Below are 26763 nucleotides of genomic sequence, written 5' to 3'. Positions count from 1 at the left end.
TCAGAGGCCGACCACGCCAGGCAAGCCGGAGATATCGGGAATTTCGACATAGCCGTAATAGGGGTTAGCCGGCTCGTGGCCGCGATTGACCCACACCTTGTTCTTGATGCCGAGATCGTGCGCCGACATCAGATCGTAGCGGAAGGAAGACGAGCAGTGCAGCACGTCCTCCGGCCCGCAGCCCAGCATGTCGAACATGTATTCAAAAGCCTGGAAACGCGGCTTGTAAGCATTGGCCTGCTGAGCGGTATACACCGCGTGGAAGGGCGCGCCGAGCTTTTCGACATTCGACATGATCTGCGCATCCATGGCATTCGACAGGATCACCAGCGGAATTTCCCGGGCGACCCTGGCGAGGCCCCCCGGTACGTCCCGGTGCGGCCCCCAGGTGGGAACACGCTCATAAACGATTTGCGCTGCTTCGTCGCGAAATGTCACGCCGTTGCGCTTGCATGTCCGCTCGAGCGAGTTGTGCACCACCTCGGCGTAGGGCTTCCAGGCTCCCATGATCTCGTCGAGACGATAGGCGGCGAAATTCCTGACGAACTCCACCATCCGCGGCTCGTCGAGCTGGTCGCCGTAGAGATCGCGTGCCGCTTCCGCCATCTGAAAATTGGTCAGCGTGCCGTAGCAATCGAAGGTGATGTATTTCGGACGGAACGTCGTCATCTGCGTATCCTTGAATGATTGGAACCGGGATGTTTCACAATCATATGCACCGCTTTGTCCGTGGCTTACCTGAATTGGCGGCGTCTGAAGCAGAATCTATCGTATCGAAAGCGGCGTTTGGCAGAAGGTTGCGCGCTCACGCAAACGGATCATACCTTCAAGCTCCCATGCTCCTGAAGCGGAGACGGGTTCAATCGTGGTTGTGGTCGTGATGCGAGGGAAGATCGAGGCCGAAGGTATTGACGAGATCAGCCACCTGAGCCGGGCTGAGGAACCGGGGATTGAGGTTGCGCAACAGCAGATAGAGCTTCGCCGTTTCCTCCAGTTCCTCGGTTGCGAAGACCGCCGCCTCCAGGCTGTCGCCGGCGACAACAGGTCCATGATTGGCCAGAAGCACCGACGAATATCGGCCTGCCAGCCCGCGGATAGCGTCGGCGACCGCCGGATCGCCGGGACGATAATAGGGCACCAAAGCGGTTTCGCCGGCCCTCATCAAATAATATGGCGTCATCGGCGGCAGGGCAGCACGCGGATCGATCTCCGGCAGCATGGTCAGCGCCACGGCATGGGTGGAGTGGAGATGGACGATGGCGCGGGCGCTGCCGCGCGTATCGTAGAGCGCCGTGTGAAGCGGGATTTCCTTGGTCGGCTTGTCGCCGGACAGCAATCGGCCTTCCGCGTCGAGCCTCGAGATACGCGCCGGGTCGAGAAAACCGAGCGAGGCGTTGGTCGGCGTTACCAGCCAGCCGCCGTCTTCCAGCCGCAACGATATGTTGCCGGACGAACCGGGCGTCAGCCCGCGCTCGAACAGCGAGCGACCGTATCGGCAGATTTCCTCACGCAGGCGCGCGTCGGACATGGCGGTTCCTCCAATGTTACGCAGTTGCCCCTTCGATCAGTTCAAAACCGAGATCGATGGCCTGCGGCGGCGCGTTGGCGACGACCAACTGCGCGGCTGTTTGTCCCGTCGCCACGCGCGGCGTCCGGATGGTCGATAGGGGTTGCGGTATTGCCCGGCCGATATCGAGACCGTTGTAGCCGAAAATGGCGAGCCGCGAGGGGATGGCGATTCCCCGGGCAAGACAATGAAAGTAACCGCCGAGCGCCATGTCGTCGTTGGAAAAGTAGACCGCATCGAGATCAGTCGCCCTTGCAAGGAGCTGCTCCAGCCCCTGTCTGCCGTTTTCCACCGAAGAAGCGCCCGACAGAATCTCGCGGGCGATGAGGGGAGTTCCGTTGGCGTCCAGAGTTTCGCAAAAGCTCAAAAAGCGCTTGCCCGCGCGGGTGTCGCGGCTCAGGTCGTGACCGACATAGCCGATCCGGCGGTAGCCTCGCCTGAGCAGAAACGCAGCGCTCTCGCGCCCGGCCGCACGGTTCGAGAAGCCGACGGCGATATCGAGAGCATCGCCATCCAGATCGAGCAGTTCCACAACCCGGCATCCGCTGGCACGCAACATCTTCGCCGTGGCGTCGGTATGCTCGTACCCCGCCAGCATCACTGCCGCCGGTCGCCAGGCAAGCATCGCGGCCGCGAGCGCTTCCTCTTTGCCCGGATCATAGTCGGTCACCGAGAAAACCGCCTGATATCGGTTTTCCTCCAGGACGGCGCCGGCACCGCGCAGCACGTCGGCAAAGACGATGTTGGACAGCGAGGGAATGACGAAGGCTACAAGGCGTGAAGTGGTGGAAGCGAGCGTTCCGGCGATCCGGTTCGGCACATAGCCTAGCCGTTCCACGGCGGCCATCACCCGGTCGCGCGTCTTTCCCGAAAACGAACCGTGGTTGCGCAGAACCCGCGACACCGTGCTCTCCCCGACGCCCGCCGCTTCCGCGACTTCTGCAAGGGTAACCGTCGCCTGATGCTTGAATTCCATCGTCAATTTCATACCTGGCGCTAGGAGGACTTTCAGGCGTGCACCAGTTGTTGGTGCGCTGTGGCTGCCGCTCCCATTTTTCACCACTTCGGACAAGAAGCAAGATATTTTTGGCAGCGCTGCCATTTTACCATTGGCAAGGCCCCCGGCATGATCTAGAAAGAATGGCAGCGCTGCCAAAATAGGCCTGACCGGAGGACGTTCTCATGATGCCGCTTTCTGAAAACTCGGGCCCTGCCGTTATTGCAGCCGTCATCGGCCTTGGTTCCATGGGCATGGGAATGGCCCTGTCCATGAAGCGCAAAGGTCTCGACGTCGTTGGATATGACATAACGCCCGGCGCGGTGGACCGCTTCGTCGCCGAAGGCGGACGCGGCGCTGCATCCCCGGCTGACGCCGCTGCGGATGCCGACATCGTCGTCTCCGTTGTGGTCAACGGAGCGCAGACCGAGTCCGTGCTGTTCGGACCCCAGGGCATTGCGGCGACGATGAAGGCCGACGCTGTCTTCATCTCATCGGCAACGATGGACCCCGCCGTCGCGCGCAATCTTGCGGAGCGGGCGGAGGCTTTGGGTCTGCACTATCTCGATGCGCCGATTTCAGGCGGCGCCGCCAAGGCCGCCCGAGGCGAGCTGACGATTATGGCTTCCGGTTCCCGAAAGGCCTTCAAGACCGCGCGTCCGGCCCTCGATGCCATGGCCGGCAAAGTCTACGAGCTCGGCAACGCGGCCGGAACCGGCGCCGCCTTCAAGATGATCAACCAGCTTCTCGCCGGCGTGCATATCGCAGCCGCATGCGAGGCGATAACATTTGCGGCCAAGCAGGGTCTGGACCTCGACAAGGTCTATGAGGTCATCACCGCCTCGGCCGGCAATTCCTGGATGTTTGAAAACCGCGTGCCGCATATACTGGCCGGGGACTATGCTCCGCTCAGCAGCATTGAGATCTTCGTTAAGGATCTCGGAATCGTCCAGGATATGGCCCGCTCCGAACGATATCCCACACCGCTCGCGGCAGCCGCTCTGCAAATGTACCTGGCGGCCGCCGGAGCCGGCATGGGCCGTGACGACGATTCCTCGCTGGCGCGCCTCTACGCCAAACTCTCTGGCGCAGAATTGCCCGGCTCCGCCAAGGAGCCTCAGAGCCTGTAAAGGAAGCCCATCATGCCAGTTTTCGCCGCCAACTTGACGATGATGTTCAATGAATGGGCCTTCCTCGACCGCTTCGATGCTGCAGCCGATGCTGGGTTTTCCGCCGTCGAATATCTTTTTCCCTACGAAGCAGTGCCGGAGGCCATCGCCGAACGGCTCGCCCGCAACAATCTGCAGCAGGCCTTGTTTAACCTGCCGCCAGGCGACTGGGCAGCAGGCGAGCGTGGCATCGCCGCCCTTCCCGGGCGGTTCGATCAGCTCAAAGCGGATGTCGGGCGCGCACTGGATTATGCGGCGGCTACAGGCGTCAAACGATTGCACCTGATGGCAGGCATCGCCAATCCTCAAGATCAGGACGCTTCTTCCTCCTACCGCCGATCCGTCGCCTACACCGCCGGCCGGCTCGGGGAAGAGGGCATCGACCTTCTGCTTGAGCCGATCAACGGGCGCAACATGCCGGGATACTTCCTCAACGACTTCGCCATGGCCGAGCGGTTGGTCGCCGAATGCGGCCTGCCGAACCTGAAGCTTCAATTCGACATCTATCACCGCCAGATCTTGCATGGCGACGTCGCCATGGCATTGCGGCGCCTGCTGCCGGTCACCGGACATATCCAGATCGCCAGCGTGCCGTCCCGCAACGAGCCGGACGGGGAGGAACTGAACTATCCCTACCTGTTCAGCGAAATCGACCGCCTGGGCTATGACGGGTTCATTGGCTGCGAATATATCCCGCGCGGCCACACGCTGGACGGTCTGGGCTGGTTCGCCCCTTTTGCACGGAGCTAGACGATGGCTATTTCACTCGGGTCGATCGCTGACGACTATACGGGCGCGTCCGATCTCGCCAACACGCTGACGAAGAACGGCCTACGCACGGTCCAGACGGTCGGTATTCCCGATACCTCGCTGGCGCTGCCGGATGTCGATGCCATAGTTATTTCCCTAAAAATCCGCTCAGTCCCGGCCTCGGAGGCGGTGACGGCTGCCACCGAAGCTGAGCGATGGCTGCGCCATAGGGGCGTGGGCCACGTGCTTTACAAGATCTGCTCGACATTCGATTCCACCGATGCCGGTAATATCGGCCCGGTCACGGAGGCCCTGAGCGACGCTGCTGGCGGTGGCAGCGTCCTGGTTACACCAGCCTTCCCGGAAACCGGACGTACCGTCTATTTCGGCCATCTCTTCGTCGGCCACCTGCCATTGAACGAAAGTCCCCTCAAGGACCACCCCCTCAACCCGATGCACGACGCCAATCTCGTGCGGGTTCTCGCTCGGCAATCGCGCCGCGCCGTCGGACTAATCGATCTGGCAGCTGTCGCGGCCGGACCGGCCGCCGCCAAGGCAAAGCTCAATGCCCTGCGCATGACAGGCGTGACCATGGCTATCGCCGACGCGATTTTCGAAAGGGATCTGGAAACGCTTGGCGAAATAGCATTGGAGGCTCCGGTATCCACCGGTGCGTCAGGCCTCGGCCTCGGCCTTGCCCGCGCACTCGTTCGTTCCGGTCGCATAGCCGGCAGCGCCACGACTGAAGACGTCATTCGCCCTGTGGGCGGGCTTTCGGCGATCATTGCCGGAAGCTGTTCGAAGGCGACGCTACACCAGCTCGACGTCGCCGAACGGTCGATGCCTGTGCTGCGGCTTGATCCGGAGCGTTTGATATCAGGCCCGGATGAGATTGCCGCAGCGATTTCCTGGGCCGGAGACCGCATCTCCGCCGGCCCCGTGATAGTCGCTGCGAGCGCGGCGCCGGAAACCGTATCCCGGCTGCAATCGCAATATGGTCGGGAGGCCTCCGGCCACGCGATCGAGACCGCGACGTCGATCATCGCCGCCGAACTGGTTGAGAGGGGCGTGCGGCGCCTCGTCGTCGCAGGCGGCGAAACGTCCGGGGCCGCAGTTGACAAGCTCGCCATCCCGGCATTCCTGATCGGCCCAGAGATTGCCCCCGGCGTGCCGGTGCTGCGCTCGGTCGGCAATCGGCAGGGCGACATGCTTCTGGCGTTGAAATCAGGGAACTTCGGCGGCGACGACTTCTTCGCGGCAGCTCTCGCGATGATGCACTGAACTGTCCCAGCGAACCAGAGCGATTTGGCGCCAAGCGTTCAGTCAACATCCCCGATGGAAATTATCGATCCGCTCCAGCATAAGATGCGGCGGCACGTCAGCGCAAAGCTATAAGATACTGCCTTAACCGCGGCCTTCAGACGATCCGCCCGCCGGGGCTCCGGCAGACTTGTGGGCACGATATGAAGGACGGCCCGATGCAAACACGTCAGATCGAAATCGCCCCGTTCAGCCCCGACCATCTGGAAGCCGCCGTTGCGCTCTCCAGACAGGCGGGCTGGCCGCATCGGCCGGAGGACTGGCAGATGGCCCTGGCCTTGAGCGAAGGTATGGTCGCGATCGAGGACGACAGGGTCGTCGGCACCGTCCTCGTCACACCTTACAAAGACGATTGTGCGACCATCAACATGGTCATCGTCGACGAAACGATGCGCGGCCGCGGCCTCGGCCGCAGCCTGATGGATGCGGCTTTGCGGATCGCGGGCGACCGGCCGCTGCGGCTGGTCGCGACAACCGCAGGCCTGCCGCTCTACCAAAAGCTCGGCTTCCACGAATGCGGGACCGTGCTGCAGCACCAAGGCTTTGCCGGAGGCATCGGCGCGCCGACTGGCACGCAAACCGCCACCGTGGGTGATCTCAACGCCATCATGGCGCTCGACCGCCTTGCCTTCGGTGCCGACCGCGAAGGGCTGCTCTCCTATCTTGCAAGGGTCGGCGAATTCGCCGTTATTCGCCGCGACGGCGGCGTTTCGGGATTCGCATGCCTGCGTTCCTTCGGTCGCGGCGAGGTGATCGGACCGGTGGTCGCCGCGGACATCGAGGACGCCAGGAAACTCATCGAGCATCACATCGCCGTTCGGCCAGGAAGGTTCCTCAGGGTGGATACGACTGCCGAAACCGGACTGTCCCCATGGCTGGCCACACAGGGGCTCGCCCATGTCGGCGGTGGCATCGCTATGAGAACATCATCGGCCGGCGACGTCGCCGCCCGGACCGCCACCACCTTTGCCCTTGCCAGCCAGGCGCTCGGCTGACCCGGAGATCCCCATGTACAGCAACTCGCTCATCGAACTCGATCGCGCCCACCTCATTCATCCCGTCGCATCCTATCGCAGTCATGAAAAGCATGGCGTGCGCGTGCTGGCCTCGGCCAAGGGAGCAACGGTCACCGACGCCTCGGGCAAACAGCTCATCGACGGTTTCGCCGGTCTCTGGTGCGTCAATGCCGGTTATGGCCATGAGAGCATCGTCGAGGCGGCGGCCCGGCAAATGCGTGAGCTTCCCTACGCAACGGCCTATTTCGGCCTCGGCTCCGAGCCTGCGATCCGGCTCGCTGGGGAACTTGCCGATAGGGCGCCTGGTGATTTGAACCATGTCTACTTCACACTCGGGGGCTCCGACGCCATAGACACCACGATCCGGTTCATCCGCTACTACTGGAATGCCCGAGGACGACCGGAGCGCGATCAGTTCATCTCGGTCGAACAGGGCTATCACGGCTCCTCGACGGTGGGTGCCGGCTTGACCGCCTTGCCCGCCTTCCATGCCGGCTTCGGCCTGCCCTTCGACTGGCAGCATAAGATCCCGTCTCATTATGCTTACCGCAACCCGGTCGGCGACGATCCGCAGGCGATCATCGATGCATCGCTCGCGGCGCTGAAAAGCAAGGTCGAGACGATCGGGCCGGAGCGCGTCGCGGCCTTCTACGCCGAACCGATTCAGGGTTCGGGCGGCGTGCTCGTGCCGCCGAAAGGCTGGGTTAAGGCGATGCGCGAATTCTGCCGCGAGCACGATATCCTTTTCGTGGCGGATGAGGTGATCACCGGCTTTGGCCGCACCGGGCCGCTTTTTGCCTGCAGCGAGGAAGGGATTGTGCCGGATCTTTTGACGACAGCCAAGGGCCTCACCTCCGGCTACGTCCCCATGGGCGCCGTTCTGATGTCCGATCACGTCTATGAAACGATCGCCGAAGGCGCTGGTGCTGCCGCAGTCGGCCATGGTTACACCTATTCGGCCCATCCCGTCAGCGCCGCGGTCGGCCTCGAAGTCCTGAAGCTTTATGAAAGCGGCCTTCTGGACAATGGCGTCAGGGCGGGTGCGCGGCTGATGGAGGGTCTGGAGGGGCTGAGGGATCATCCGCTTGTCGGGGATGTCCGCGGCCGCGGCATGCTTGCCGCCGTCGAGCTTGTAGTCGACAAGGTGAACAAAACGCCGCTGCCGGCATCCGCCGAACCCGCCCGCCGGATCTTAGATCGTGCCTGGGAAAACGGCCTGATTATCCGCGCGTTCGGCAATGGTGTGCTTGGCTATGCCCCGCCGCTCTGCTGCACTGAAACGGAGATTGATGCGATCGTCGACCGCACGCGCATGACACTGGACGAGACGCTGGAGGACCCGGATGTGCGTCGGGCGCTGCAGGCCCGAGAATACCGCTAAACGGTCAGATTCGGTATTTTCTGCCGCTCCATGCCGCCATTTCGGCGAATCCGGCGCGGTACAGGTGACAAACTGAAATCAAGAAAAGACCTGGAACCCGACGGATGCGGGTCTTCCAGACAAGAGCGGGACAATGCGCCCGCCGGCGGAACAGAAAATTCTTCTTCGAGAAGCCGCGCTCCGATTGGAGCCGAACACTGGGGAATTCACGTGAGCAAGAGCCTTTCGGAATTCAAATACCTGACCTTCGACGTCGTCGGCACACTCATCGATTTCGAGTGCGGCCTCAAGGCCTGCCTTGCCGAGATCGCTGGCGAGGTGGGCTGCAAAATCGACGGCGAGCAGGCTCTCACTCTTTACCGCGCGGCCCGCTACTCCGAAGACGCCGAGCTCTTTCCGGACGACCTCGTTCGCGTCTATCTCGCGATCGCGCCCGACCTGGGCCTGCCCGTCGATCAAAAATACGGCGAGCGGCTGCGGGACTCGGCCAAGAGCTGGAGGGGGTTTGCAGACAGCGCCGCAGCGCTGGCAAGTCTTGCCAAAGATTACCGCCTTGTGGCGATGACCAACGCGCGCCGCTGGGCATTCGACTTCTTCGAAAAGGAACTGGGCAATCCCTTTTATGCCGCCTTCACCGCGGATGACACGAAGACCGAGAAGCCCGATCCCGCCTTCTTCGAGAAGGTGTTTGACCACGTTGCCTCTGAAGGACATTCAAAAGACGACATCCTGCACGTCGCCCAGAGCCAGTACCACGATATCGGGATCTCCAGGAAACTTGGGCTGACCAATTGCTGGATCGAGCGGCGGCATGCCGAGAAGGGCTACGGCGGCACGATCGAGCCGGCGGAATTCACCGCACCCGACTATCATTTCACGTCGATGGCAGCCCTCGCCGAGGCCGTAGCCGCCGCGCGAGCCTGACTTAAAACCGGATCGGGCTCGCCAGCGCGGCCGCCCGCCACAGAAGAAAAGGGGAATGAAATGAACGACAAGATCACCAATTGGACCAGGTCCGACGACGCCATGGTCGAAAGCGCCATCCGTCGTGGCGCCACCCGCCGCGAGTTGCTGCATATGATGCTCGCGGGCGGCGTGGCCATGTCCGCCGGCGGGCTTGTGCTCGGCCGTGCCGGCAAGGCGCTCGCCGCTGCGCCGGTTTCCGGCGGGGCGCTCAAGGCGGCCGGCTGGTCATCCTCGACCGCCGATACGCTCGACCCCGCCAAGGCGTCGCTTTCCACTGACTATGTCCGTTGCTGCTCCTTCTATAACCGCCTAACCTTCCTCGACAAGAGCGGCACACCGCAGATGGAGCTTGCCGAAGCGATCGAGAGCAAGGATGCGAAGACCTGGACGGTCAAGCTGAAGAGCGGCGTCACCTTCCATGACGGCAAGCCTCTAACCGCCGAGGACGTGGTGTTTTCGCTGAAACGTCATCTCGACCCTTCGGTCGGCTCGAAAGTCGCTAAAATCGCCGCACAGATGACAGGCTTCAAGGCGGTCGACAAGCAGACCGTCGAGATTACGCTCGCCAATCCGAATGCCGACCTGCCGACCATTCTTGCGATGCATCACTTCATGATCGTCGCCGATGGCACGACCGATTTCACCAAGGCCAATGGCACCGGCGCTTTCGTCAAGGAGGTCTTCGAACCGGGCGTGCGCTCGGTCGGGGTCAAGAACAAGAACTACTGGAAATCCGGCCCGAACGTCGATTCCTTCGAATATTTCGCGATCAGCGACGACAACGCCCGCGTCAACGCGCTGCTTGCCGGCGATATCCATCTCGCGGCAACGATCAATCCCCGCTCCATGCGCCTCGTCGAGGCCCAGGGCGACGGATTTACATTATCGAAGTCAACATCAGGAAATTACACCAATCTGAACATGCGATTGGACATGGAGCCTGGCAACAAGCGGGATTTCATCGAAGGCATGAAATATCTCGTCAACCGCGAGCAGATCGTCAAATCGGCGCTGCGTGGTCTCGGCGAGGTCGGCAATGATCAACCAGTTTCCCCCGCAAACTTCTATCACAATGCAGAGCTGAAGCCGCGGGCTTTTGATCCGGAAAAGGCCAAGTTCCACTTCGAAAAGGCTGGCGTCCTCGGGCAAGCCATTCCGATCGTCGCCTCCGATGCGGCGAACTCGTCGATCGACATGGCCATGATCATCCAGGCCGCCGGTGCCGAAATCGGCATGAAGCTCGATGTCGAGCGAGTGCCATCCGATGGCTACTGGGACAATTACTGGCTCAAGGCGCCGATCCACTTCGGCAATATCAACCCGCGGCCGACCCCTGATATCCTCTTCTCCCTCCTCTACACCTCGGACGCTCCGTGGAACGAAAGCCAATACAAGTCGGAGAAGTTCGACAAGATGCTCATCGAGGCGCGCGGCTCTCTCGATCAAGACAAGCGCAAGCTGATTTACAACGAGATGCAGGGCATGGTCGCTCAAGAAGCCGGTACTATCATTCCGGCCTATATCTCGAACGTCGATGCCACAACGGCCAAGCTGAAGGGCCTGGAAGCAAACCCGCTCGGTGGCCAGATGGGATATGCTTTTGCCGAATATGTCTGGCTTGAAGCCTGATAGAGCAAAGGAGACTGGGGCAGCAGCCGCGCCCCAGCTCCTCCATCTGCATTGATGCAACTCAACTCGAACGCAGAGGGAAGACGCCCGTGAACCGCCAGGTCTTATCCCTTGTAGTGGGCAGATTGTTCGTCGCCATGGTCACCCTGGTGATCGTCTCCTTCGCCGTCTTCTTCGCGACAACGCTGTTGCCCGGAGATACGGCGACGATCCTGCTCGGACAGGCCGCCACGCCGGAAGCCGTGGAAGGCTTGCGCAAAGCCATGCATCTCGACGAACCGGCGCTTTTTCGTTTCCTTCGCTGGTCCGTCGGGCTGCTGCAAGGCGACCTCGGCACGTCCTATGCCAATGAAATGCCGATCGCTGCTCTCATAGCCGGCCGCTTCGTCAACACGCTGAAACTTGCCGGCGTCACCGCGCTTTTCTCCGTGCCGATCGCGCTCACGCTCGGGATCACTGCGGCAATGCTGCGCGGCACCCTTTATGATCGGATCGTCACCGTGATCACCATCGGCGTCATTTCCGTACCGGAATTCATGGTCGCGACCTCTGCCGCGCTCATCTTCGCCGTCTATCTGAAATGGCTGCCGGCCCTATCATTCGCAAATGAAGTTCACAGTCTGGCCGACCTGTTGCGTGTCTATGCCATGCCCGTGATCACCCTCACCTTCGTCGTCTCCGCCCAGATGATCCGGATGACGCGCGCGGCTGTTATCGAGACGCTCAACACGCCCTATGTTGAGATGGCATTGCTCAAGGGTGCCTCCCGGCCGCGCATCGTCTTTCGCCATGCGCTGCCGAATGCGCTCGGCCCCATCGTCAATGCGGTTGCGCTGTCGCTTTCCTATCTGCTCGGAGGCGTCATCATCGTCGAGACCATTTTCAACTATCCCGGTATCGCCAAGCTGATGCTGGATGGCGTCGCCACGCGTGATCTGCCGCTGATCCAGAGCTGCGCGATGATCTTCTGCCTTGGCTACCTGCTCCTGATCACCATCGCCGATATCATCGCCATCCTTTCAAACCCGAGGCTACGATGACCATGTCCCATTCCGAAACCGCCTCCGGCCGGCTGTCCGGAACCCGGTTTGGCTATCGCTTCAACATCGTCGGCGCGATCGGCCTTGCCATCATCCTCTCGTGGGCGCTCGTGGCAATCTTTGCACCGTTGATCATCCCCTATCCGGTCGGCGAGATTGTCGATCTCGACTATTTCGGCCCGATGAGCCGTGAACTCTGGCTCGGCTCCGATTATCTCGGCCGCGACATGCTCTCGCGGATTCTGATGGGTGCGCGCTATACGGTCGGCATCTCGCTGGCGGCGGTCACGATCGCCTGCTTCAGCGGCGTGGTGCTCGGCATGATCGCAGCGGTCGCCGGCGGTTGGCTCGATACAATCCTCAGCCGGTTCCTCGACGCACTCAACTCCATCCCGAGCAAGCTGTTCGGACTAGTGGTCGTGGCTGCCGTCGGCTCCTCCGTCCCGGTGCTGATCATGACGCTGTCGGTGATCTACATCCCCGGCGCCTACCGTTTCGCCCGGGCGCTTGCCGTCAACATCAATGCAATGGATTTCATCACGGTTGCGCGCATCCGCGGTGAAAGTACCCTCTATCTCATTCGCTCGGAGATCCTCCCCAACATCGTCGGGCCGGTGCTTGCCGACCTCGGCATTCGTTTTGTCTTCATCGTTCTGCTGCTGTCTGGATTGTCCTTCCTTGGCCTCGGCGTCCAGCCGCCCTATGCCGATTGGGGGGCACTCGTGCGCGAGAACGTCGGCGGCCTGCCATTCGGCGCGCCGGCGGTGATGTTTCCCTCATTTGCCATCGCCAGCCTCACGATCAGCGTCAACTTGCTGATCGACAACCTGCCGCAGAAGATCCGCGACCGGAGCGAGTCATGAGCAACTTCATAGAAATCCGTGACCTCAAGGTCGAAGCAACCACCGATTCCGGCCGACGTGTCGAGATCATCAAAGGCGTCAGTCTCGATATTGCCGAGGGCGAGATCGTCGCGTTGATCGGCGAGAGCGGCTCGGGCAAAACCACGATCGCCCTGACCCTCATGGGCCATACCCGCCCGGGCTGTCGCATTTCCGCGGGCAGTGTTTCGGTCAGCGGCAAGGATATGGTTGCGCTCAGCGAAAAGCAGCGCGCCAAACTACGCGGCACCCAGGTCGCTTACGTGCCGCAATCGGCCGCAGCCGCCTTCAACCCTGCCACATCGATCATGGATCAGGTGATCGAGGTCACGCGTATTCATCAGCTGATGTCGCCGGAAGATGCCCGAATCCGGGCGATCGAACTCTTCCGGGCGCTGTCCCTGCCCGAACCGGAAACGATCGGCAGCCGTTATCCGCACCAGGTTTCCGGCGGACAGCTGCAGCGTCTGGCTGCCGCCATGGCGCTCATCGGCGACCCGACGCTTGTCATCTTCGACGAGCCGACGACCGCGCTTGACGTGACGACCCAGATCGAAGTCCTGCGTGCTTTCAAATCGGTCATGAAGAAAGGCGGCATATCAGGCGTCTATGTCTCGCACGACCTCGCCGTCGTCGCACAAATCGCCGACCGCATCGTGGTGTTGAAAGACGGGGAGACCCAGGAAACCGGCACAACCGAAGAAATCCTCAACGATGCGAAGCACCCCTATACCCGGCAATTGCTCGCAGCCTTCGAACCGAAACCGCGAGGCGCGGCAAGTCCTGCAGAGAACGCGACGGCGCCGCTCCTGAAGATCGAGGACGTCGTCGCTGGCTATGGGCAGCGCCAGGCTGACGGACTTCCCCTCGTTCGTGCGGTCGAACACGTAAGCCTGATAGTGGAAAGAGGGCGCAATCTCGGCATCATCGGGGAATCCGGTTGCGGCAAGTCGACGCTTGCTCGCACCATCGCCGGGATACTGCCGGCCGCAGTCGGCAAGATCGTCTTCGACGGCACGGAATTGCGCAGCAGCGCGCGTGAGCGCTCACGTGAGCAGTTGCGCGAAATGCAGATCGTTTTCCAATATGCCGATACCGCGCTCAACCCGGCGAAATCTGTCGAGGACATCCTGGCCAGGCCGCTGGTCTTTTACCACGGCATGGATCGAAAGGCACGGAGCGCCCGGATCGATCAATTGCTCGACATGGTGCACCTGCCCCGCAACCTGCGCCATCGCCGGCCTGGCGAACTCTCGGGCGGGCAGAAGCAGCGTGTCAACTTCGCCCGCGCCCTTGCCGCCGATCCGAAGCTGATCCTCTGCGACGAGATTACCTCGGCGCTCGACACGGTGGTCGCCGCCGCAGTCATCGATCTGCTCAAGGAGTTGCAACGCGAACTCGGCCTCTCCTACATCTTCATCAGCCACGACCTCTCGGTGGTGGAGGCGATCTGCGACGAAATCGTTGTGATGTACGGAGGCCGCAAGGTCGAGGAAATCACCTCCTCGACGGTGAAGACGCCGCAACACCCCTATTCTCAACTGCTCTTTTCATCGGTGCCAACGCTCGATCCGGCTTGGCTCGACGGGCTCCAGCAGGATCCGGAACTGGTGCGGACCTATTGCCGGCACTGAGTGCCGGTTCCACTGCGAAAATTCTTGGCACGGATTTGCCTCAGGGATCACGCAGTCGTTCTGTGCTTACTGACCTGCGTTCCTTGAAACCCGAGCAAGGGTTTGTCAGATCGAGCGCGCACCGGGTCGGGTCGCGCTGGAAAGCCTCGACTCCACGGCAGAACCCCGGCAAGTGGCAGCCAACAGGGCTCTGGAAGGCAAGGATGAGAATTGTCGCAAGTCGTTCCAACCAGTAGGAAGCTTACAGTTATAGGTGGAACAACCTGCGACAGAGAGAACCGCTATCCGCGCAGCACCGATGAAAGATGCACAACCGCTATGCCATTTTGCTGGAACAGCTCTAATGCGGGAACAATGTGGTCAGCGGCATGTGGGCTTTGATGATCGGCGATTTCAGGACGACGAAGCTGAAATATTTGTCGATGCCGACGTCCAGGTCGGTCAGCCGCTCCATGATCGTCTGATACTCGTCGATGCCGGCCGTGACAAATTTCAGCAGATAATCGTAGCCGCCAGAAACCAGATGGCATTCGATCACTTGGTCGACCTTCTCGATCGCCGCCAGGAAGCGGGCGAAGTCGATCTGCCGATGGTTCTTCAACGTGATCTCGGTGAACACGGTCAGTGTCTGGCCGAGTTTACTGACATTGATCTGAGCAGAATAGCCTTCGATATAACCTTCCGACTGCAGCTTCTTCACCCGCATCAGACACGGGCTCGGCGACAGATTGACCAGCTCGGCGAGTTCCACATTCGTGACGCGGCCATTCTTCTGCAGTTCGTAGAGAATTTTTATGTCGATCCGGTCGAGTTTCATCATCACGCGCGCCTTCGCTTGCTCGAGATCGCCAATGACGCAGCATATTATGCTGCTTCCTTTCAACGTCGAGCTTAACACATCAAAGGGGGGTGTCGACCGGGTTGGAGGATATGCAGAAGCACAAATGGCTGCCGGCCTGCCGCCAAGACGGAATCTTCTGCTGTCGCTGCATGAACTCCGGCAAAGTCGCGGCGGCGGATCCGCTAGACTGGCCTGACACGGAGACCATGCCATGCCCGCACCGCTCACTCGCGTCGACACGACACTGCAACTGCCCGCTACCGCCGATGCGGTCGTGATCGGCGGCGGCATCGTCGGCGTTTTCGCGGCCTATTATCTGGCCAGGCGCGGGTTGAAGGTCGCCCTCGTCGAGAAAGGCCTTGTCGGTGCGGAGCAATCGAGCCGCAACTGGGGCTGGTGCCGCCAGCAAAACCGCGACGCCCGGGAATTGCCGATGTCGACGAAGAGCCTCGATCTGTGGGAGCGCTTCGCCACTGAGACCGGCGAGGACACCGGCTTCCGCCGCTGCGGTCTCCTCTATCTCAGTAATAGCGAGGAGGAACTTTCCGGCTGGGCTCGCTGGCGCGATTTCGCCCGATCGGTCGGCGTTACCACCCATATGCTGAGCGGCGCAGAGGCAACGGAACGCGGGCGGGCCACCGGCGCCCCGTGGAAAGGCGGAGTCTTTTCGCCGACGGACGGCACGGCCGATCCTGCAAACGCCGCGCCTGCCGCCGCGCGTGCGATCCTGAAGCTCGGCGGTACGGTGCATCAGTCCTGTGCGGCCCGCGGCGTCGACGTTGAAGGCGGCAGAGTTTCAGGTGTCGTCACCGAGCATGGCACCATCCGAACAAAAGTGGCGATCCTGGCCGGCGGCGCCTGGGCCTCCTCCTTCTGCCGCCAGCTCGGCATCCGATTTCCGCAAGCCTCCATCCGCTCGTCGATCCTCGCGGTTTCACCAGGTGCGAACGGGTTGCCCGATGCCCTGCACACATCGGCAGTTTCCGTGACACGCCGCGGCGACTGCGGTTACACGCTCGCGATCAGCGGCCGCGGCCGCGTCGACCCCACCGCCCAGCAGTTTCGTTTCGCGCCGCAGTTCCTGCCGATGTTTGCCCGGCGCTGGCGGAGTCTGGCGCCCGGCGGATTGGAGGGAGTTCGCTCGGGCCATGAATCGCTGGCAGGGTGGCGGCTCGACAGGCCGACGCCAATGGAGCGCATGCGCATTCTCGACCCGGCCGTCGATGAGCCGACCATTGCCCTCACGCATTCGCGGGCACTCAAGCTTCTGCCCGCCTTGAAGAATACCGAAATCAAGGCGGCCTGGGCGGGCTATATCGACAGCACGCCAGACGGTGTACCGGGGATCGGCGAGATCGCCACCCTTCCCGGATTCATCCTCGCTGCCGGTTTCAGCGGCCACGGTTTCGGCATCGGACCCGGCGCCGGCCATCTGATTGCCGACATCGTCACGGGTGATGAGCCAATTGTCGATCCCCGGCCCTACCATCCCAGCCGCTTCGCAGCGTCCGCCTGGGGCAAAGTAGCTGATTTCTAGGACCCGGTCAGCCTTCGCGACGTTCGACGACGCGGATCGGCACGACCTTGTACCTGCCATAGCAGCCGATGCATCACTCTTCGACTGCCACGATCACGAAAAGCGGCGGTCAGGGCTAGGTTGTCTCTTCGATCCCTCACCGGCATCATTGGCAATTGTGGCGCGCAATACTCCCGCCACAGCTGTGCCAGCGACGGCGAGGTCACGCACCGTGCTCATGTGGTTCCCGTCTGCGACATGCGATTCCCGCACTTCAAGCCCTTGGGCGGCGAGAACCTTCCTGAACGCATTTGCCTGAATTTTGAATGGATCAGTTTCCAGGTCGCCGGTCATGATAGCGACGCGCGTTGCAGGATCGTGCTCGCGGCGCATCGGCGTAAACCGTCGCACCTCCTCGTCGCTCAAGGCGATCTCCTCACTGAGGAAGGAGGTCTGAAGCGGTTCGAGGTCATATAGGCCGCCGAGCAGGAAAGCAGCATCCACGCCCGAAGGCGCTGGCGAGCGATGGAAGAGAAAGGTTGCAAGATGTGCGCCGGCGGAGTGACCGCTGACGGAGAACTGCTTCGGCGTGGCGCCAAAACGATCCGCATGCCCCAGCAGGAAAGCCTTGGCTTTCAGGACCTGACCAACCAGGACGTCCATTCTCACGCCGGGCATCAAGGAATAATCGACGATGGCCGCGACCGCGCCAGCCCCGGTGATAGTCTCAGCGACGCAGGAATAGTCTTCCTTGGAAAACATCCGCCAATAGCCACCATGGATGAACATGTGGATCGGCATGTCCGAGCCGGCATCGCTCGGCAGGAAGATGTCGAGCGTCTCGCCCGGTCCAGCCCCATAGGCAATGTTGGCTTCCATTGTAACAGTGCGCCGCGTCGCAAGGCTGCGGGCACGGATATCGCCGACAATCTCGTCGAAATCTGAGACATGGTCACGGATGCGAAACGGATCGGCGGCCACAGGTTCCTCCTTCAGAAACTTGTCGCAATGTACTTGGCTTCCATGAACTCCGTGATACCGTGGTGCTGCCCTCCTTCACGTCCGAGGCCGCTCTGCTTCACGCCGCCAAAGGGGGCAGCGGGATCGGAGACCAGTCCACGATTGAGCGCGATCATGCCCGCCTCGACCTTGGAGGCGACGCGCATTCCACGACCAATGTCGCGGGTATAGATGTAGGCGGCGAGACCATACTCCGTATTGTTGGCGGCAGCGATGACCTCTGCCTCGCTCTCGAAACGGTAGAGCGGCGCGACGGGGCCGAAAATCTCCTCACAGCCCATGTCAGAGGCCGGGGAAACATCGACAAGCACCGTCGGCGGATAGAAAAAGCCCCGTCCTGCCAATGTTCGTCCGCCGCAGAGAGCGCGAGCACCGCGGGAAGTGGCGTCCGCAACAAGGCGGTCGATCTTCTCCACCGCCTTGCGTGTGATCATCGGACCGCACTCGGTATCCGGATCTACGCCCGGACCGACGCTGAGGGCGGCCATGCGTCGAGTAAATTTTTCCGCGAAGGCATCGTGGATACCGGACTGCACATAAATGCGGTTCGCAGCCGTGCAGGCCTCACCGGCATTGCGCATTTTCGCAACCATCAGCCCTTCGATCGCTGCGTCAATGTCCGCGTCCTCGAAAACGATGAATGGCGCGTTGCCGCCGAGTTCCATGGAGCAGGAGATGACATTTTTTGCCGCTTCCGCCAGAAGCGTGCGGCCGACCCCCGTCGAGCCTGTAAAGGAGAGTTTTCGCACCCGCGGGTCGGCCAGCATGGCGGCTATGACGGGACCAGGCGTCGATGTTGTCATCACGTTCACCACGCCCGGCGGCACGCCAGCCTCCTCGTAGAGAGCCGCAAGCGCATAGGCCGTCAACGGCGTCTCGCTCGCCGGCTTCAGGATGACGGTGCAGCCTGCGGCAAGGGCTGGCGCGATCTTGCGGGTCGCCATCGCGGCGGGGAAATTCCACGGTGTGATGAGAACGCAGACGCCGATAGGCTGGTAATCGACGACGATCCGGTTTCCACCGGCCGGGGCGATACCGAACTCACCAGAGATGCGCACCGCCTCCTCGGCGTTCCACCGAAAGAACTCCGCTGCATAGGCCACCTCGCCGCGCGCGTCGCGCAACGCCTTTCCGTTCTCGAGCGAAATGAGCCTCGCAAGCGCTTCGGAGCGCTCCACCATAAGTTCGAAGCAGCGGCGCAGGATCTCGGACCGCTTCCGCGGCGGGGTCTCGCGCCAGCTTTCCGCGGCGCTCGCCGCAGTCTCGACGGCCGCTGCCGCATCCGCAAGGGTCCCATCCGGCACGGCGGCAATGACCGCTTCTGTCGAGGGATCGATCACCTGGATCCGTCCCTCGCCCGCTGCAGGCCGCCACTCGCCGCCAATATAGAGGCCGCGGGAAAACGCGCTCAGCCCGAAGGGATCGTGGTCTGGATGCGGCGAATGCTGGTTCACGTTCATGATGATTTCCCAGGTCAGAGTGCGGAAGCGGCCAGGTCGCCGTCATAAGCGGCCCGAACCAGGCCGCGCATGGCGTCCGGATCGAGGGGACGTGGATTATTCTTGATCAGCCGGCCGATGCCGAGCGCCTGCTCGGCCGCCCAGTCAATCCGGTCTTCCGGCAGGCCGAGCCTGGCGAGCGTCGGCGCAATGCCGATCGCCGCAAAAAGGCGGCTCACCTCGTCGATCGCGGCATCGGCCAGTGTGAAGTCGTTCTCCACTCCGGCGGGATCGAGGCCGAGCGCCCTACCGACAGCGGCAATTTCCGCGGCAGCGACCCGCCGATTAAATGTCATCACATAGGGAAGCATGGTCGCCACCCCGAGCCCATGCGGCGTATGGGTCAGGGCGCCGACCGGATATTGCACCGCATGGGCCGCAGCGGTGCCCGCAGTCCCGAAGGCGCAGCCGGCTGCGAGCGCGCCCATCATCACATCGGCGCGCGCGTCGATGTCCGAACCGTCGTTGAAGGCCCTTTCCAAGCTCCGGCTCAGGAGCCGGATAGCATACAGCGCGAACTGGTCGGAGAGGTCGCTCTTGCCGACAAAGACATGCTGCTGCGCAAGCTCCGGATCGCCGGGGCGGCGCATCGCCGTGAACGCTTCGATGGCATGCGTCAGCGCATCCGCACCGGCAACCGCCGTAAGCCCGGGCGGGCAGGATAAGGTGAGTTCCGGATCACAGATCGCCGCGGTGGCGATGAGATACGGGCTCGAAATGCCAACCTTCAGGATACGATCGGGATCGGAAACGACCGCAACCGGCGTCACCTCGGAACCGGTGCCTGCCGTCGTCGGCACGGCGATGACCGGCAGGACGGGGGCAGGCACCTTGAACTCACCATAGTAGTCGGCCAGCGCACCGCCATGAGCAAGAAGCAGCGAGGCGCATTTCGCCATGTCGAGGCAGCTGCCACCGCCGATGCCGATCACCATATCGGGCTCAAAGGCGCGCGCGGCCTCGACGCAAACTGCGACCGTATCGCGCGGCACGTCCGGCAGCGTCTGATCACGGACCAGTACAGCGATGCCGGCGGCTTCGACGGCGGCGATCATTTCCGCGAAGACGGGCGTTGCGGCAAAACGCGCGTCCGTGCAGACGAGAGCGCGCCGGCCGGTCCTGCTGGCGACGCTCGCGAGCGCATGGCGCTGGCCGATGCCAAACAGGATCTCCCGCGGCAGCCTCAAGGCGGCAAACAGGCTCATGATCTTTGTCCCTCGAAGGCCAGAACGCGGGAGGGGGAAAGCGCGTTGAGGTCATCCCAGAGGCGCTGGTCGATCTCAAAACCGTTGCGGCTGGCGGCCGCACGCCGCTGGCGGGCGCGATCGCCGGGGACGCGAATCGGTTCGCCAGCCACCTCGGATGGTGAGGCGCGCACGGCATCGAGATAGGCTGACAGCTGCGCCGGAAGCCCGGGCGCCAGGCTGGGCTCGATCAAGATGAAAACGTCGCCCTTGTTGCATGGCGACTGGCTATCGAGCGTGCCGTGCACTTCAGGTGCAAGCGCCGAGCCTGCAAGAGCCGCCACCAGCAGCTCGATGGCAATGCCGAGGCCATAGCCCTTCGCACCGCCGAACGGCGCAATCGCGCCGGCCTTGGCACGCCTCGGATCGGTCGTCGGCTTGCCGGCCGCATCGCGCGCCCATCCCTCGGGAATAGGCCTGCCGGTCGCCGCGTGATGATGGATCCTGCCCATCGGCACGATGCTGGTGGCAAGGTCGAGTACGAGAGGGTCCTCGGCAGTCGGAACGCCAATGGCGATGGGGTTGGTGCCGAGCATAGCCCGTGTACCGCCGAAGGGATGGACCAGCGCCTCGCTCGACGAGAGCGCGATGCCGACCAACCCCATCGCAGCGATGGCCTCGACGTAATGCGCGAGCATGCCGAGATGGTTCGCATTGCGAACGGCTACCAGGCCGATACCAAGATCAGGAATATGAGGCGCCAGCCGCTCGATCGCGGCCATGGCGACGACGGGGCCCAATCCCGCCGAACCTTCGACCTCCAGCACCGCATCCGCCCGCCAGCGCTGCGTTCCCTTCGTTTGCGGGTCGACGACACCGCGCGCGATCCTTTCGACCAGGCGCGGGAGCCGGTACAGGCCATGCGAGGCGTGTCCCTTCATTTCGGCCGTTACCAGGACGCCAGCCTGCAGCGCCGCATGGTCACGCGGTGCGCCGTGCTCTTCCAGCAGGCGGGTGGCAAGCGCGAGGGCTGCCGCTTCGGAAACTCGCATCATTTTTCCTCCCTATATTAAATCGTATAGGATATAGGATTGTCTTGAACGCAGCATCGTGCTAGCGATTGAACCTGTCAAGAGGCAAGGCAGCAGATGATTTCGACGAGACTCAGAGAACCTTCAACGGGAACGACACAGATACCGCGCGCCAACAGCCTGGCCGTTGACGTCTACGAGGCGATCTTCAACCAACTCATGTCGTTGAAAATTGCGCCGGGCGCGCGCATCACCGTCGACAACCTGGTCAGGGAGTTCAACGTCTCCCACACTCCGATCCGCGAAGCTCTCGGCCGACTTGAAGGCGAAGGTCTGGTTGTCAAGCAGCATCTCGTCGGCTACCGCGCTGCGCCCCAGATCACGCGCCACCGCTTCGACGAGCTCTATGAACTTCGTCTGCTGCTGGAACCTGCCGGCGCCGCGAAGGCGGCCCAGGCGATGGACGAGGAAAAACTGGCCATCTTGACGGAGGCAGCAGGGGTGATGACCCGTAGCGACAACAGGGACGAGCGGGCGAACTATTCGACCTTCGCCCGCAACGACGCTATTTTCCACGACCGCATCATGGAATTTGCCGGCAACGAGTTGATCCGAGAGATGCTGGCATTCCAGCACACGCATTTCCACATCTTCCGCCTGATGTTTCATCGCCGTGTCACCGAGGAGGCACTCGGCGAGCATCAAACGCTGCTCGACGCCTTTGCGGCGCGCGACCCCGGCGCGGCTGCGGATGCAATGCGCATCCATATCGAACATTCGCGCGACCGGCTATTGCCGGCGTTCGACGACATTTGATCCACACGGCAGGCAAGGACGTGCCTGTCGATCTGACAACGAGGAGGAGAACCCATGGCAGGCAAGAAAATCCTGATGCTCACCGGCGATTTCACCGAGGAGTACGAAATCTTCGTCTTTCAGCAAGCGATGGAAGCGGTCGGGCACACGGTGCACGTCGTTTGCCCGGACAAGAAGGCCGGCGACATTCTCCGGACGTCGCTGCACGATTTCGAAGGGGATCAGACCTACACAGAAAAGCTCGGGCACAACGTCACCATCAACAAGACGTTTTCAGAAGCAGAGGACCAGCTCGACCAGTATCATGCCGTCTACTGCGCTGGCGGGCGCGGACCTGAATATATCCGCACTGACAAGCGGGTGCAGGCGATGGTGCGCCACTTCCATGAGTACAGGAAGCCAATTTTCACCATCTGCCACGGGGTCCAGATCCTGATAGCGGTCGACGGTGTCGTTCGCGGCAAGAAGGTGGGTGCGCTTGGGGCCTGCGAACCCGAGGTCACGCTGGCGGGCGGAACCTACATCGACCTCTCGCCCACTGAAGCCTACGTCGATGGGACGATGGTCTCGGCCAAGGGTTGGACGGCGCTCGCCGCCTTCATGCGCGAATGCCTGAAGGTGCTGGGAACGGAGATCCGCCACACCTGAGACGACGGCGCCAAGACGCGAAACGCTCCGGCAGTGACATCTGCCGGGCCTTTCATTACCTCTGGCCTTGCAATCACACGCCACCGCGGTTCCAGCCGCGGCCACGGTCGCCGAACATTTCATAGCCGCCATTAGTGATCGCGAGCGTATCCTCCAGCTTGATGAACCCGCGCTTGGGGTGAAGCATCGTCGTCTCGACCGAGATCACACTGCCGGCTTCCAGCGGCTTGTCGGCATCGATTCCCTCATAGGCGACGGGGTGGTTCGTCATGAGGAAAGGCGCTTCGTGGCTGATAAGGCCCATGCCATGGCAGAAGAAATCGGTGAAGGCCGCCGACGGCGAGGCCTTGAGTTCGGCTTCCGCTGCCACGATCATTTCACTGCCCGCAGCCCCTGCCCTGACCTTGGCAAAGGCCGCTTGCTGGATGCTCTCGATTTCGGCCAGAAGATCCTCCAGCTCCGCATCCGGCTCGCCGAGCATACCCATACGGCAGAGGTCGCCGATATATCCGTGATAGTTGCCGCCGGAATCGATCGACAGGATCTCGCCCTCGACCCAGGCCTGCGGCGAGCCCGCCCGGTTGTGACTGGCGCCGAGCGTGAGCAGGCAATATTCGAAGTGCAGCCCCCGGTTCGTTTCCTCCCGTCGCAGTTGCTCGATGATCTCCAGTTTCGTCGAACCAGCGCGGGCGCCAGCGATCGTCGCCAGCATCGAGTCGGTGATCAGCTCGGAGGCGCGTCTGAGCTTTGCCAGTTCATCCGGCGTCTTGACGGCCCTCAACCGCTCCAACACATGTGTGGCATCGACAAACTGCGCGCCATCCAGCCGAGAGGCAAGGACATCGCGGGCATCGGATGGAAGGAAGGCCGGCTCGATGCCGATGCGCCCGCCGGCCTTGCCGATTTTCTTCAGGTGCTCGACGGCAAGTCCGGCTGCATCCTGCGTGCCCCAGGCTGCCGTATGCACCGCGGGCGTCCAGAATGGATTGTTCTGGTGCTCTGAGCCTTCCATGCGGTTCCCCACATAGGCGGAGTGATGAGGCGCGCCTTTCTCATAAATGACTATGGGCAGGTAACGGCTGTGCCCGATCGCGTCCATGGCGGCAAAGAAGATGAACTTGTAGCCACCCATGAGATATTGCGTGTTGTGTTTGGAGGTGGCGACGATGACGTCGAAACCGGCTTGCTCCATGAGACGGTCGAGCTTGGCCGTATCGAACGGTGCCACGGCGGCCTGCCTTGTCTGCCCTGCATTGTCGTTCATTGCTTTCCTCCCACAAAATGGATGCCCGCCTCACCGGCGCTGCGGCAGCAGACGGAAGTCCGGCAAATCGCGCAGAGCAAGCTCCGGCCCGGCCGGTGAGTAGACCACGAAGAGGAGCATCGGCCCGCCACCGGTGTTCTTCGTCGAATGAAAGCGACTTTCAGGAATATAGATCGTGCAGCCGCTGGTGACCTTCCGCGTCACCGGATTACCGCTCTCGTCCTCGACCATCTGCTCGCCCTCGCCGGAAATGACGAAGATGATTTCCTCCGCGCCCGGATGATTGTGACGGGAATGGCCTTCGCCACTTGGCAGTTCGACGACCCCGCCGGAAAAGCGGCTGGCGCCGTTGACTTCGGGCGCCACGGTCAGCGACAGCTTGCCCCAGTCGAAACCGAAGGCGCTGACATCCTCCGGATAGATAAAGTAATTGTCCTTCACCATGAACCCCTCCTCCAAGATCTTCCTCAGACGACCGCACCGATGGCGAGCGCCTTGAAATCTTCCGTTTGCTTGCGGATTGCCGCCTCTGCCGGCAATCGCTCCATCGAGCTTGCACCATAGAAGCCATGGCAGCCGGCACAACGCTCGAGGATGTAGCGCGCGTCCTCCGGCATGGAGATGGGACCGCCGTGGCAGAGCACAATGACGTCGTCGCGCACGGACCGCGCCGCGTTTGCGATCGCGGTGATCTCGTCGACGCAGTCATCGAGCGACTTGCCGGATGTGGCGCCAATCGTGCCGCCGGTCGTCACCCCCATATGCGCCACGACGATGTCGGCGCCGGCAAGGGTCATCGCGATAGCCTCGCTCTCGTCGAAGATATAGGGCGTCGTCAGCAGATCGAGCCCGTGGGCGGTCGCAATCATCTCGACCTCCAGATTGTAGCTCATGCCTGTCTCCTCGAAACTCTGCCGCATCCGGCCATCGAAGAGGCCGATCGTGGGGAAGTTCTGGACACCCGAAAAGCCCATGGCCTTCAGCTCAGCCAGGAACCGCGGCATCAGCACGAACGGATCCGTGCCATTGACGCCGGCGAGCACCGGCGTCTTTTTCACGACCGGCAACACTTCGAGCGCCATATCCTTCACGATCTCGTTGGCGTTGCCGTAGGCCAGCAGTCCGGCCGCCGAACCGCGTCCCGCCATGCGGTAGCGCCCAGAATTGTAGATAATGATAAGGTCGATGCCGCCTGCCTCCTCGGCCTTGGCGGAGATGCCGGTGCCGGCACCGCCGCCGACGATCGGCACGCCGGCTGCGATCATGCCGTGAAATTTTTCGAGGATGGTTTTGCGCGGTATGGCTGGCATCGATTTTGTCTCTCAGGGGTTGGCGATGTCACGGTAGGCCGCGACGGCGGCTTCTGCGAAATCCGGATCGTTGATATGGAGCGGCAGTCGAACAATACGTCGCGACGCCGTCGGCTTCACCGTCGCCTCGAGCGCGGCAAAGAGCGCGGCGTCGGCTTGCGGATCGAAGAACGCACCGCCTTCGATATCGAGGGCCGAGACGCCCTTCTCGGGAATGAGGAAGCGGACGGGGCCGTGGCAGAGGTTGAGCTTGTCGCCGATCCAGCGGCCAATCTGCGCGCATTCGGCCGACGTCGTGCGCATCAAGGTGACGTTCGGATTGTGGCGGTAAAACAGCCGCCCGGCATAGCGTTCGGGGACGGTATCCGGAGCCCAGAAGTTCACCATATCGAGCGCACCGACCGAACCGACATAAGGCAGGCCCGTGCGGGCAATCGCGTCGAAGCGGTCCGGGGTGGCAGGCAAGACGCCTCCGAAAAGCAGGTCGCAGACCTCGGTGGTCGTGATGTCGAGCACGCCTGAGATCACGCCGCTGTCGGCAAGCTTCTCCATCGCGCGTCCGCCCGTGCCGGTAGCATGGAAGACCAGGCAGTCATAGTCCGCCCGGAGGCGCTCGACTATGGCGGATACGGCAGCTGTGGTAACGCCGAACATGGTAAGCCCGAGCGCCGGTTTCGATGCCGCCACCTCAGCCGGACGGCGTGACATCGCCGTAATCGCCTGGGCCGCGTTGTGAAGGATGACCCGGCTCAGCCGGTTCAGCCCCGCCATGTCCGTGACCGACGGCATCATTACGATGTCGGAAACATCGACATAAGGAGCGACATTGCCGGAGGCGAGCGTCGAGACCATGATCTTTGGCAGGCCGAGCCGCAATTGGCGCATGCCTGCGGTAATGATCGAGGTGCCCCCGCCTCCGCCGATGCCGATAATGCCGGCAATGTCCTGGCAGTCCGCGAGAAAGCGCGCGAAGGCAATGCCCATCGCCTCGACTGCCCTTCCGCGGTCCCCACAGGCAAGGACGGCTTCAGCACCGTCGGGATGATATGCGGCTACCGTATCGGCCTTCACATCGACAGCGGTCCGGGCCTCACGGATGCCGACGTCGACGCGTACGACAACCCCGCCCGCCGCCTCGATGCAAGCGGCGAGATAAGCAAGCTCCTCGCCCTTCGTGTCGGCCGTACCGACCACGTAGATCTGCTTCATTTCCCCTCCGCGACCGGGTGGGTCCCTCCCAGCATATCCCACGTCTGGAGCAAAGCGATGGGCCCTTGCAAATTT

25 protein-coding genes are annotated in these 26763 nt (G+C 62.2%); 13 read left to right on the top strand and 12 right to left on the bottom strand.

The window, feature by feature from the left end:
• The 3 genes from J2J98_RS23245 to J2J98_RS23235 form a co-directional block, all read right to left on the bottom strand.
• Positions 1-669, bottom strand: a complete 669-nt coding sequence (locus J2J98_RS23245) for a haloacid dehalogenase type II (protein WP_207603261.1) — start codon at positions 667-669, stop codon at positions 1-3.
• A 190-nt stretch (positions 670-859) separates the two neighbouring features.
• The gene (otnC, locus tag J2J98_RS23240; protein ID WP_207603260.1) at positions 860-1528 is read right to left on the bottom strand and encodes a 3-oxo-tetronate 4-phosphate decarboxylase; all 669 of its coding nucleotides are present in this window, start codon (positions 1526-1528) and stop codon (positions 860-862) included.
• A gap of 16 nt (positions 1529-1544) precedes the next feature.
• Positions 1545-2543 (bottom strand): LacI family DNA-binding transcriptional regulator, encoded by a 999-nt coding sequence (locus J2J98_RS23235; protein ID WP_207603527.1) that lies wholly within the window; start codon positions 2541-2543, stop codon positions 1545-1547.
• Between the two features lie 206 nt (positions 2544-2749).
• Here J2J98_RS23235 and ltnD point away from each other — a divergent pair, with 206 nt between their 5' ends.
• From ltnD to J2J98_RS23185, 10 genes are all read left to right on the top strand, one after another.
• Positions 2750-3694 carry an L-threonate dehydrogenase gene (gene ltnD, locus J2J98_RS23230; protein WP_207603259.1) on the top strand — a complete coding sequence of 315 codons (945 nt, stop codon included), beginning with the start codon at positions 2750-2752 and terminating at the stop codon, positions 3692-3694.
• 12 nt (positions 3695-3706) lie between these two features.
• Positions 3707-4483, top strand: coding sequence for a 2-oxo-tetronate isomerase (otnI, locus tag J2J98_RS23225; RefSeq protein WP_064709675.1), 777 nt, complete (start codon positions 3707-3709; stop codon positions 4481-4483).
• A gap of 3 nt (positions 4484-4486) precedes the next feature.
• On the top strand, positions 4487-5764 hold the full coding sequence (otnK, locus tag J2J98_RS23220; protein ID WP_207603258.1) for a 3-oxo-tetronate kinase: 1278 nt from the start codon (positions 4487-4489) through the stop codon (positions 5762-5764).
• A gap of 197 nt (positions 5765-5961) precedes the next feature.
• Positions 5962-6798 (top strand): GNAT family N-acetyltransferase, encoded by an 837-nt coding sequence (locus J2J98_RS23215; RefSeq protein ID WP_207603257.1) that lies wholly within the window; start codon positions 5962-5964, stop codon positions 6796-6798.
• A gap of 13 nt (positions 6799-6811) precedes the next feature.
• The gene (locus J2J98_RS23210) at positions 6812-8200 is read left to right on the top strand and encodes an aspartate aminotransferase family protein (RefSeq protein WP_207603256.1); all 1389 of its coding nucleotides are present in this window, start codon (positions 6812-6814) and stop codon (positions 8198-8200) included.
• A 210-nt stretch (positions 8201-8410) separates the two neighbouring features.
• Positions 8411-9124 (top strand): HAD-IA family hydrolase, encoded by a 714-nt coding sequence (locus tag J2J98_RS23205; protein WP_207603255.1) that lies wholly within the window; start codon positions 8411-8413, stop codon positions 9122-9124.
• Between the two features lie 60 nt (positions 9125-9184).
• Complete coding sequence (locus J2J98_RS23200) at positions 9185-10795, top strand: ABC transporter substrate-binding protein (protein ID WP_207603254.1); 1611 nt, start codon at positions 9185-9187, stop codon at positions 10793-10795.
• An 89-nt stretch (positions 10796-10884) separates the two neighbouring features.
• Complete coding sequence (locus J2J98_RS23195; protein ID WP_207603253.1) at positions 10885-11835, top strand: ABC transporter permease; 951 nt, start codon at positions 10885-10887, stop codon at positions 11833-11835.
• Positions 11832-12698 carry an ABC transporter permease gene (locus J2J98_RS23190; protein WP_064709681.1) on the top strand — a complete coding sequence of 289 codons (867 nt, stop codon included), beginning with the start codon at positions 11832-11834 and terminating at the stop codon, positions 12696-12698. Before J2J98_RS23195 ends, J2J98_RS23190 begins: the two co-directional genes overlap by 4 nt.
• A complete protein-coding gene (locus J2J98_RS23185; protein WP_207603252.1) occupies positions 12695-14350 on the top strand; it encodes an ABC transporter ATP-binding protein in 1656 nt (551 codons plus the stop codon). Before J2J98_RS23190 ends, J2J98_RS23185 begins: the two co-directional genes overlap by 4 nt.
• Before the next feature lie 340 nt (positions 14351-14690).
• Here J2J98_RS23185 and J2J98_RS23180 read toward each other — a convergent pair whose 3' ends face one another.
• Positions 14691-15167: an Lrp/AsnC family transcriptional regulator gene (locus tag J2J98_RS23180; protein WP_064709736.1), complete on the bottom strand. Its 477-nt coding sequence runs from the start codon at positions 15165-15167 to the stop codon at positions 14691-14693.
• A 235-nt stretch (positions 15168-15402) separates the two neighbouring features.
• Here J2J98_RS23180 and J2J98_RS23175 point away from each other — a divergent pair, with 235 nt between their 5' ends.
• Complete coding sequence (locus J2J98_RS23175) at positions 15403-16728, top strand: NAD(P)/FAD-dependent oxidoreductase (protein WP_207603251.1); 1326 nt, start codon at positions 15403-15405, stop codon at positions 16726-16728.
• A 93-nt stretch (positions 16729-16821) separates the two neighbouring features.
• Here the strand turns inward: J2J98_RS23175 and J2J98_RS23170 are convergent, their stop codons facing one another.
• From J2J98_RS23170 to J2J98_RS23155, 4 genes are read right to left on the bottom strand one after another with little or no spacing between them, the layout of a single operon-like run.
• Positions 16822-17688: an alpha/beta hydrolase gene (locus J2J98_RS23170; protein WP_207603250.1), complete on the bottom strand. Its 867-nt coding sequence runs from the start codon at positions 17686-17688 to the stop codon at positions 16822-16824.
• Between the two features lie 11 nt (positions 17689-17699).
• Positions 17700-19187: an NAD-dependent succinate-semialdehyde dehydrogenase gene (locus J2J98_RS23165; protein ID WP_207603249.1), complete on the bottom strand. Its 1488-nt coding sequence runs from the start codon at positions 19185-19187 to the stop codon at positions 17700-17702.
• Between the two features lie 14 nt (positions 19188-19201).
• Complete coding sequence (locus tag J2J98_RS23160; protein WP_207603248.1) at positions 19202-20431, bottom strand: iron-containing alcohol dehydrogenase; 1230 nt, start codon at positions 20429-20431, stop codon at positions 19202-19204.
• Positions 20428-21462, bottom strand: a complete 1035-nt coding sequence (locus J2J98_RS23155) for an Ldh family oxidoreductase (protein ID WP_207603526.1) — start codon at positions 21460-21462, stop codon at positions 20428-20430. The genes J2J98_RS23160 and J2J98_RS23155 overlap by 4 nt, the downstream gene beginning before the upstream one ends.
• Before the next feature lie 96 nt (positions 21463-21558).
• Here J2J98_RS23155 and J2J98_RS23150 point away from each other — a divergent pair, with 96 nt between their 5' ends.
• Positions 21559-22257 carry a GntR family transcriptional regulator gene (locus tag J2J98_RS23150; protein WP_207603247.1) on the top strand — a complete coding sequence of 233 codons (699 nt, stop codon included), beginning with the start codon at positions 21559-21561 and terminating at the stop codon, positions 22255-22257.
• A gap of 54 nt (positions 22258-22311) precedes the next feature.
• The gene (locus J2J98_RS23145; protein WP_064693160.1) at positions 22312-22905 is read left to right on the top strand and encodes a DJ-1/PfpI family protein; all 594 of its coding nucleotides are present in this window, start codon (positions 22312-22314) and stop codon (positions 22903-22905) included.
• Between the two features lie 73 nt (positions 22906-22978).
• Here the strand turns inward: J2J98_RS23145 and J2J98_RS23140 are convergent, their stop codons facing one another.
• Genes J2J98_RS23140 through J2J98_RS23125 form a run of 4 tightly spaced genes read right to left on the bottom strand, consistent with a single transcriptional unit; the run spans position 22979 to position 26688 of the window.
• Positions 22979-24169, bottom strand: coding sequence for a M24 family metallopeptidase (locus J2J98_RS23140; protein WP_207603246.1), 1191 nt, complete (start codon positions 24167-24169; stop codon positions 22979-22981).
• 30 nt (positions 24170-24199) lie between these two features.
• On the bottom strand, positions 24200-24613 hold the full coding sequence (locus J2J98_RS23135; RefSeq protein ID WP_138396535.1) for a cupin domain-containing protein: 414 nt from the start codon (positions 24611-24613) through the stop codon (positions 24200-24202).
• A gap of 23 nt (positions 24614-24636) precedes the next feature.
• The gene (locus J2J98_RS23130) at positions 24637-25479 is read right to left on the bottom strand and encodes a phosphoenolpyruvate hydrolase family protein (RefSeq protein WP_207603245.1); all 843 of its coding nucleotides are present in this window, start codon (positions 25477-25479) and stop codon (positions 24637-24639) included.
• Positions 25480-25491: 12 nt separating this feature from the next.
• Positions 25492-26688 carry a Tm-1-like ATP-binding domain-containing protein gene (locus tag J2J98_RS23125; RefSeq protein WP_064709696.1) on the bottom strand — a complete coding sequence of 399 codons (1197 nt, stop codon included), beginning with the start codon at positions 26686-26688 and terminating at the stop codon, positions 25492-25494.
• Positions 26689-26763 lie beyond the last annotated feature (75 nt).

Source organism: Rhizobium bangladeshense, from assembly GCF_017357245.1.
Lineage (GTDB): Bacteria > Pseudomonadota > Alphaproteobacteria > Rhizobiales > Rhizobiaceae > Rhizobium > Rhizobium bangladeshense.
This window is presented reverse-complemented; position numbering and strand designations above follow the sequence as displayed.

Excerpts from the sequence above, each read along its gene's own strand:
- J2J98_RS23160 (WP_207603248.1), bottom strand. The coding sequence starts at position 20,431 with ATGAGCCTGTTTGCCGCCTTGAGGCTGCCGCGGGAGATCCTGTTTGGC.
- J2J98_RS23180 (WP_064709736.1), bottom strand. The coding sequence starts at position 15,167 with ATGAAACTCGACCGGATCGACATAAAAATTCTCTACGAACTGCAGAAG.
- J2J98_RS23145 (WP_064693160.1), top strand. The coding sequence starts at position 22,312 with ATGGCAGGCAAGAAAATCCTGATGCTCACCGGCGATTTCACCGAGGAG.
- otnI (WP_064709675.1), top strand. The coding sequence starts at position 3,707 with ATGCCAGTTTTCGCCGCCAACTTGACGATGATGTTCAATGAATGGGCC.
- ltnD (WP_207603259.1), top strand. The coding sequence starts at position 2,750 with ATGATGCCGCTTTCTGAAAACTCGGGCCCTGCCGTTATTGCAGCCGTC.
- J2J98_RS23155 (WP_207603526.1), bottom strand. The coding sequence starts at position 21,462 with ATGCGAGTTTCCGAAGCGGCAGCCCTCGCGCTTGCCACCCGCCTGCTG.
- J2J98_RS23215 (WP_207603257.1), top strand. The coding sequence starts at position 5,962 with ATGCAAACACGTCAGATCGAAATCGCCCCGTTCAGCCCCGACCATCTG.
- J2J98_RS23140 (WP_207603246.1), bottom strand. The coding sequence starts at position 24,169 with ATGAACGACAATGCAGGGCAGACAAGGCAGGCCGCCGTGGCACCGTTC.
- J2J98_RS23175 (WP_207603251.1), top strand. The coding sequence starts at position 15,403 with ATGCCCGCACCGCTCACTCGCGTCGACACGACACTGCAACTGCCCGCT.
- J2J98_RS23130 (WP_207603245.1), bottom strand. The coding sequence starts at position 25,479 with ATGCCAGCCATACCGCGCAAAACCATCCTCGAAAAATTTCACGGCATG.
- J2J98_RS23150 (WP_207603247.1), top strand. The coding sequence starts at position 21,559 with ATGATTTCGACGAGACTCAGAGAACCTTCAACGGGAACGACACAGATA.
- otnK (WP_207603258.1), top strand. The coding sequence starts at position 4,487 with ATGGCTATTTCACTCGGGTCGATCGCTGACGACTATACGGGCGCGTCC.
- J2J98_RS23200 (WP_207603254.1), top strand. The coding sequence starts at position 9,185 with ATGAACGACAAGATCACCAATTGGACCAGGTCCGACGACGCCATGGTC.
- otnC (WP_207603260.1), bottom strand. The coding sequence starts at position 1,528 with ATGTCCGACGCGCGCCTGCGTGAGGAAATCTGCCGATACGGTCGCTCG.
- J2J98_RS23190 (WP_064709681.1), top strand. The coding sequence starts at position 11,832 with ATGACCATGTCCCATTCCGAAACCGCCTCCGGCCGGCTGTCCGGAACC.
- J2J98_RS23210 (WP_207603256.1), top strand. The coding sequence starts at position 6,812 with ATGTACAGCAACTCGCTCATCGAACTCGATCGCGCCCACCTCATTCAT.
- J2J98_RS23135 (WP_138396535.1), bottom strand. The coding sequence starts at position 24,613 with ATGGTGAAGGACAATTACTTTATCTATCCGGAGGATGTCAGCGCCTTC.
- J2J98_RS23245 (WP_207603261.1), bottom strand. The coding sequence starts at position 669 with ATGACGACGTTCCGTCCGAAATACATCACCTTCGATTGCTACGGCACG.
- J2J98_RS23185 (WP_207603252.1), top strand. The coding sequence starts at position 12,695 with ATGAGCAACTTCATAGAAATCCGTGACCTCAAGGTCGAAGCAACCACC.
- J2J98_RS23235 (WP_207603527.1), bottom strand. The coding sequence starts at position 2,543 with ATGGAATTCAAGCATCAGGCGACGGTTACCCTTGCAGAAGTCGCGGAA.
- J2J98_RS23125 (WP_064709696.1), bottom strand. The coding sequence starts at position 26,688 with ATGAAGCAGATCTACGTGGTCGGTACGGCCGACACGAAGGGCGAGGAG.
- J2J98_RS23165 (WP_207603249.1), bottom strand. The coding sequence starts at position 19,187 with ATGAACGTGAACCAGCATTCGCCGCATCCAGACCACGATCCCTTCGGG.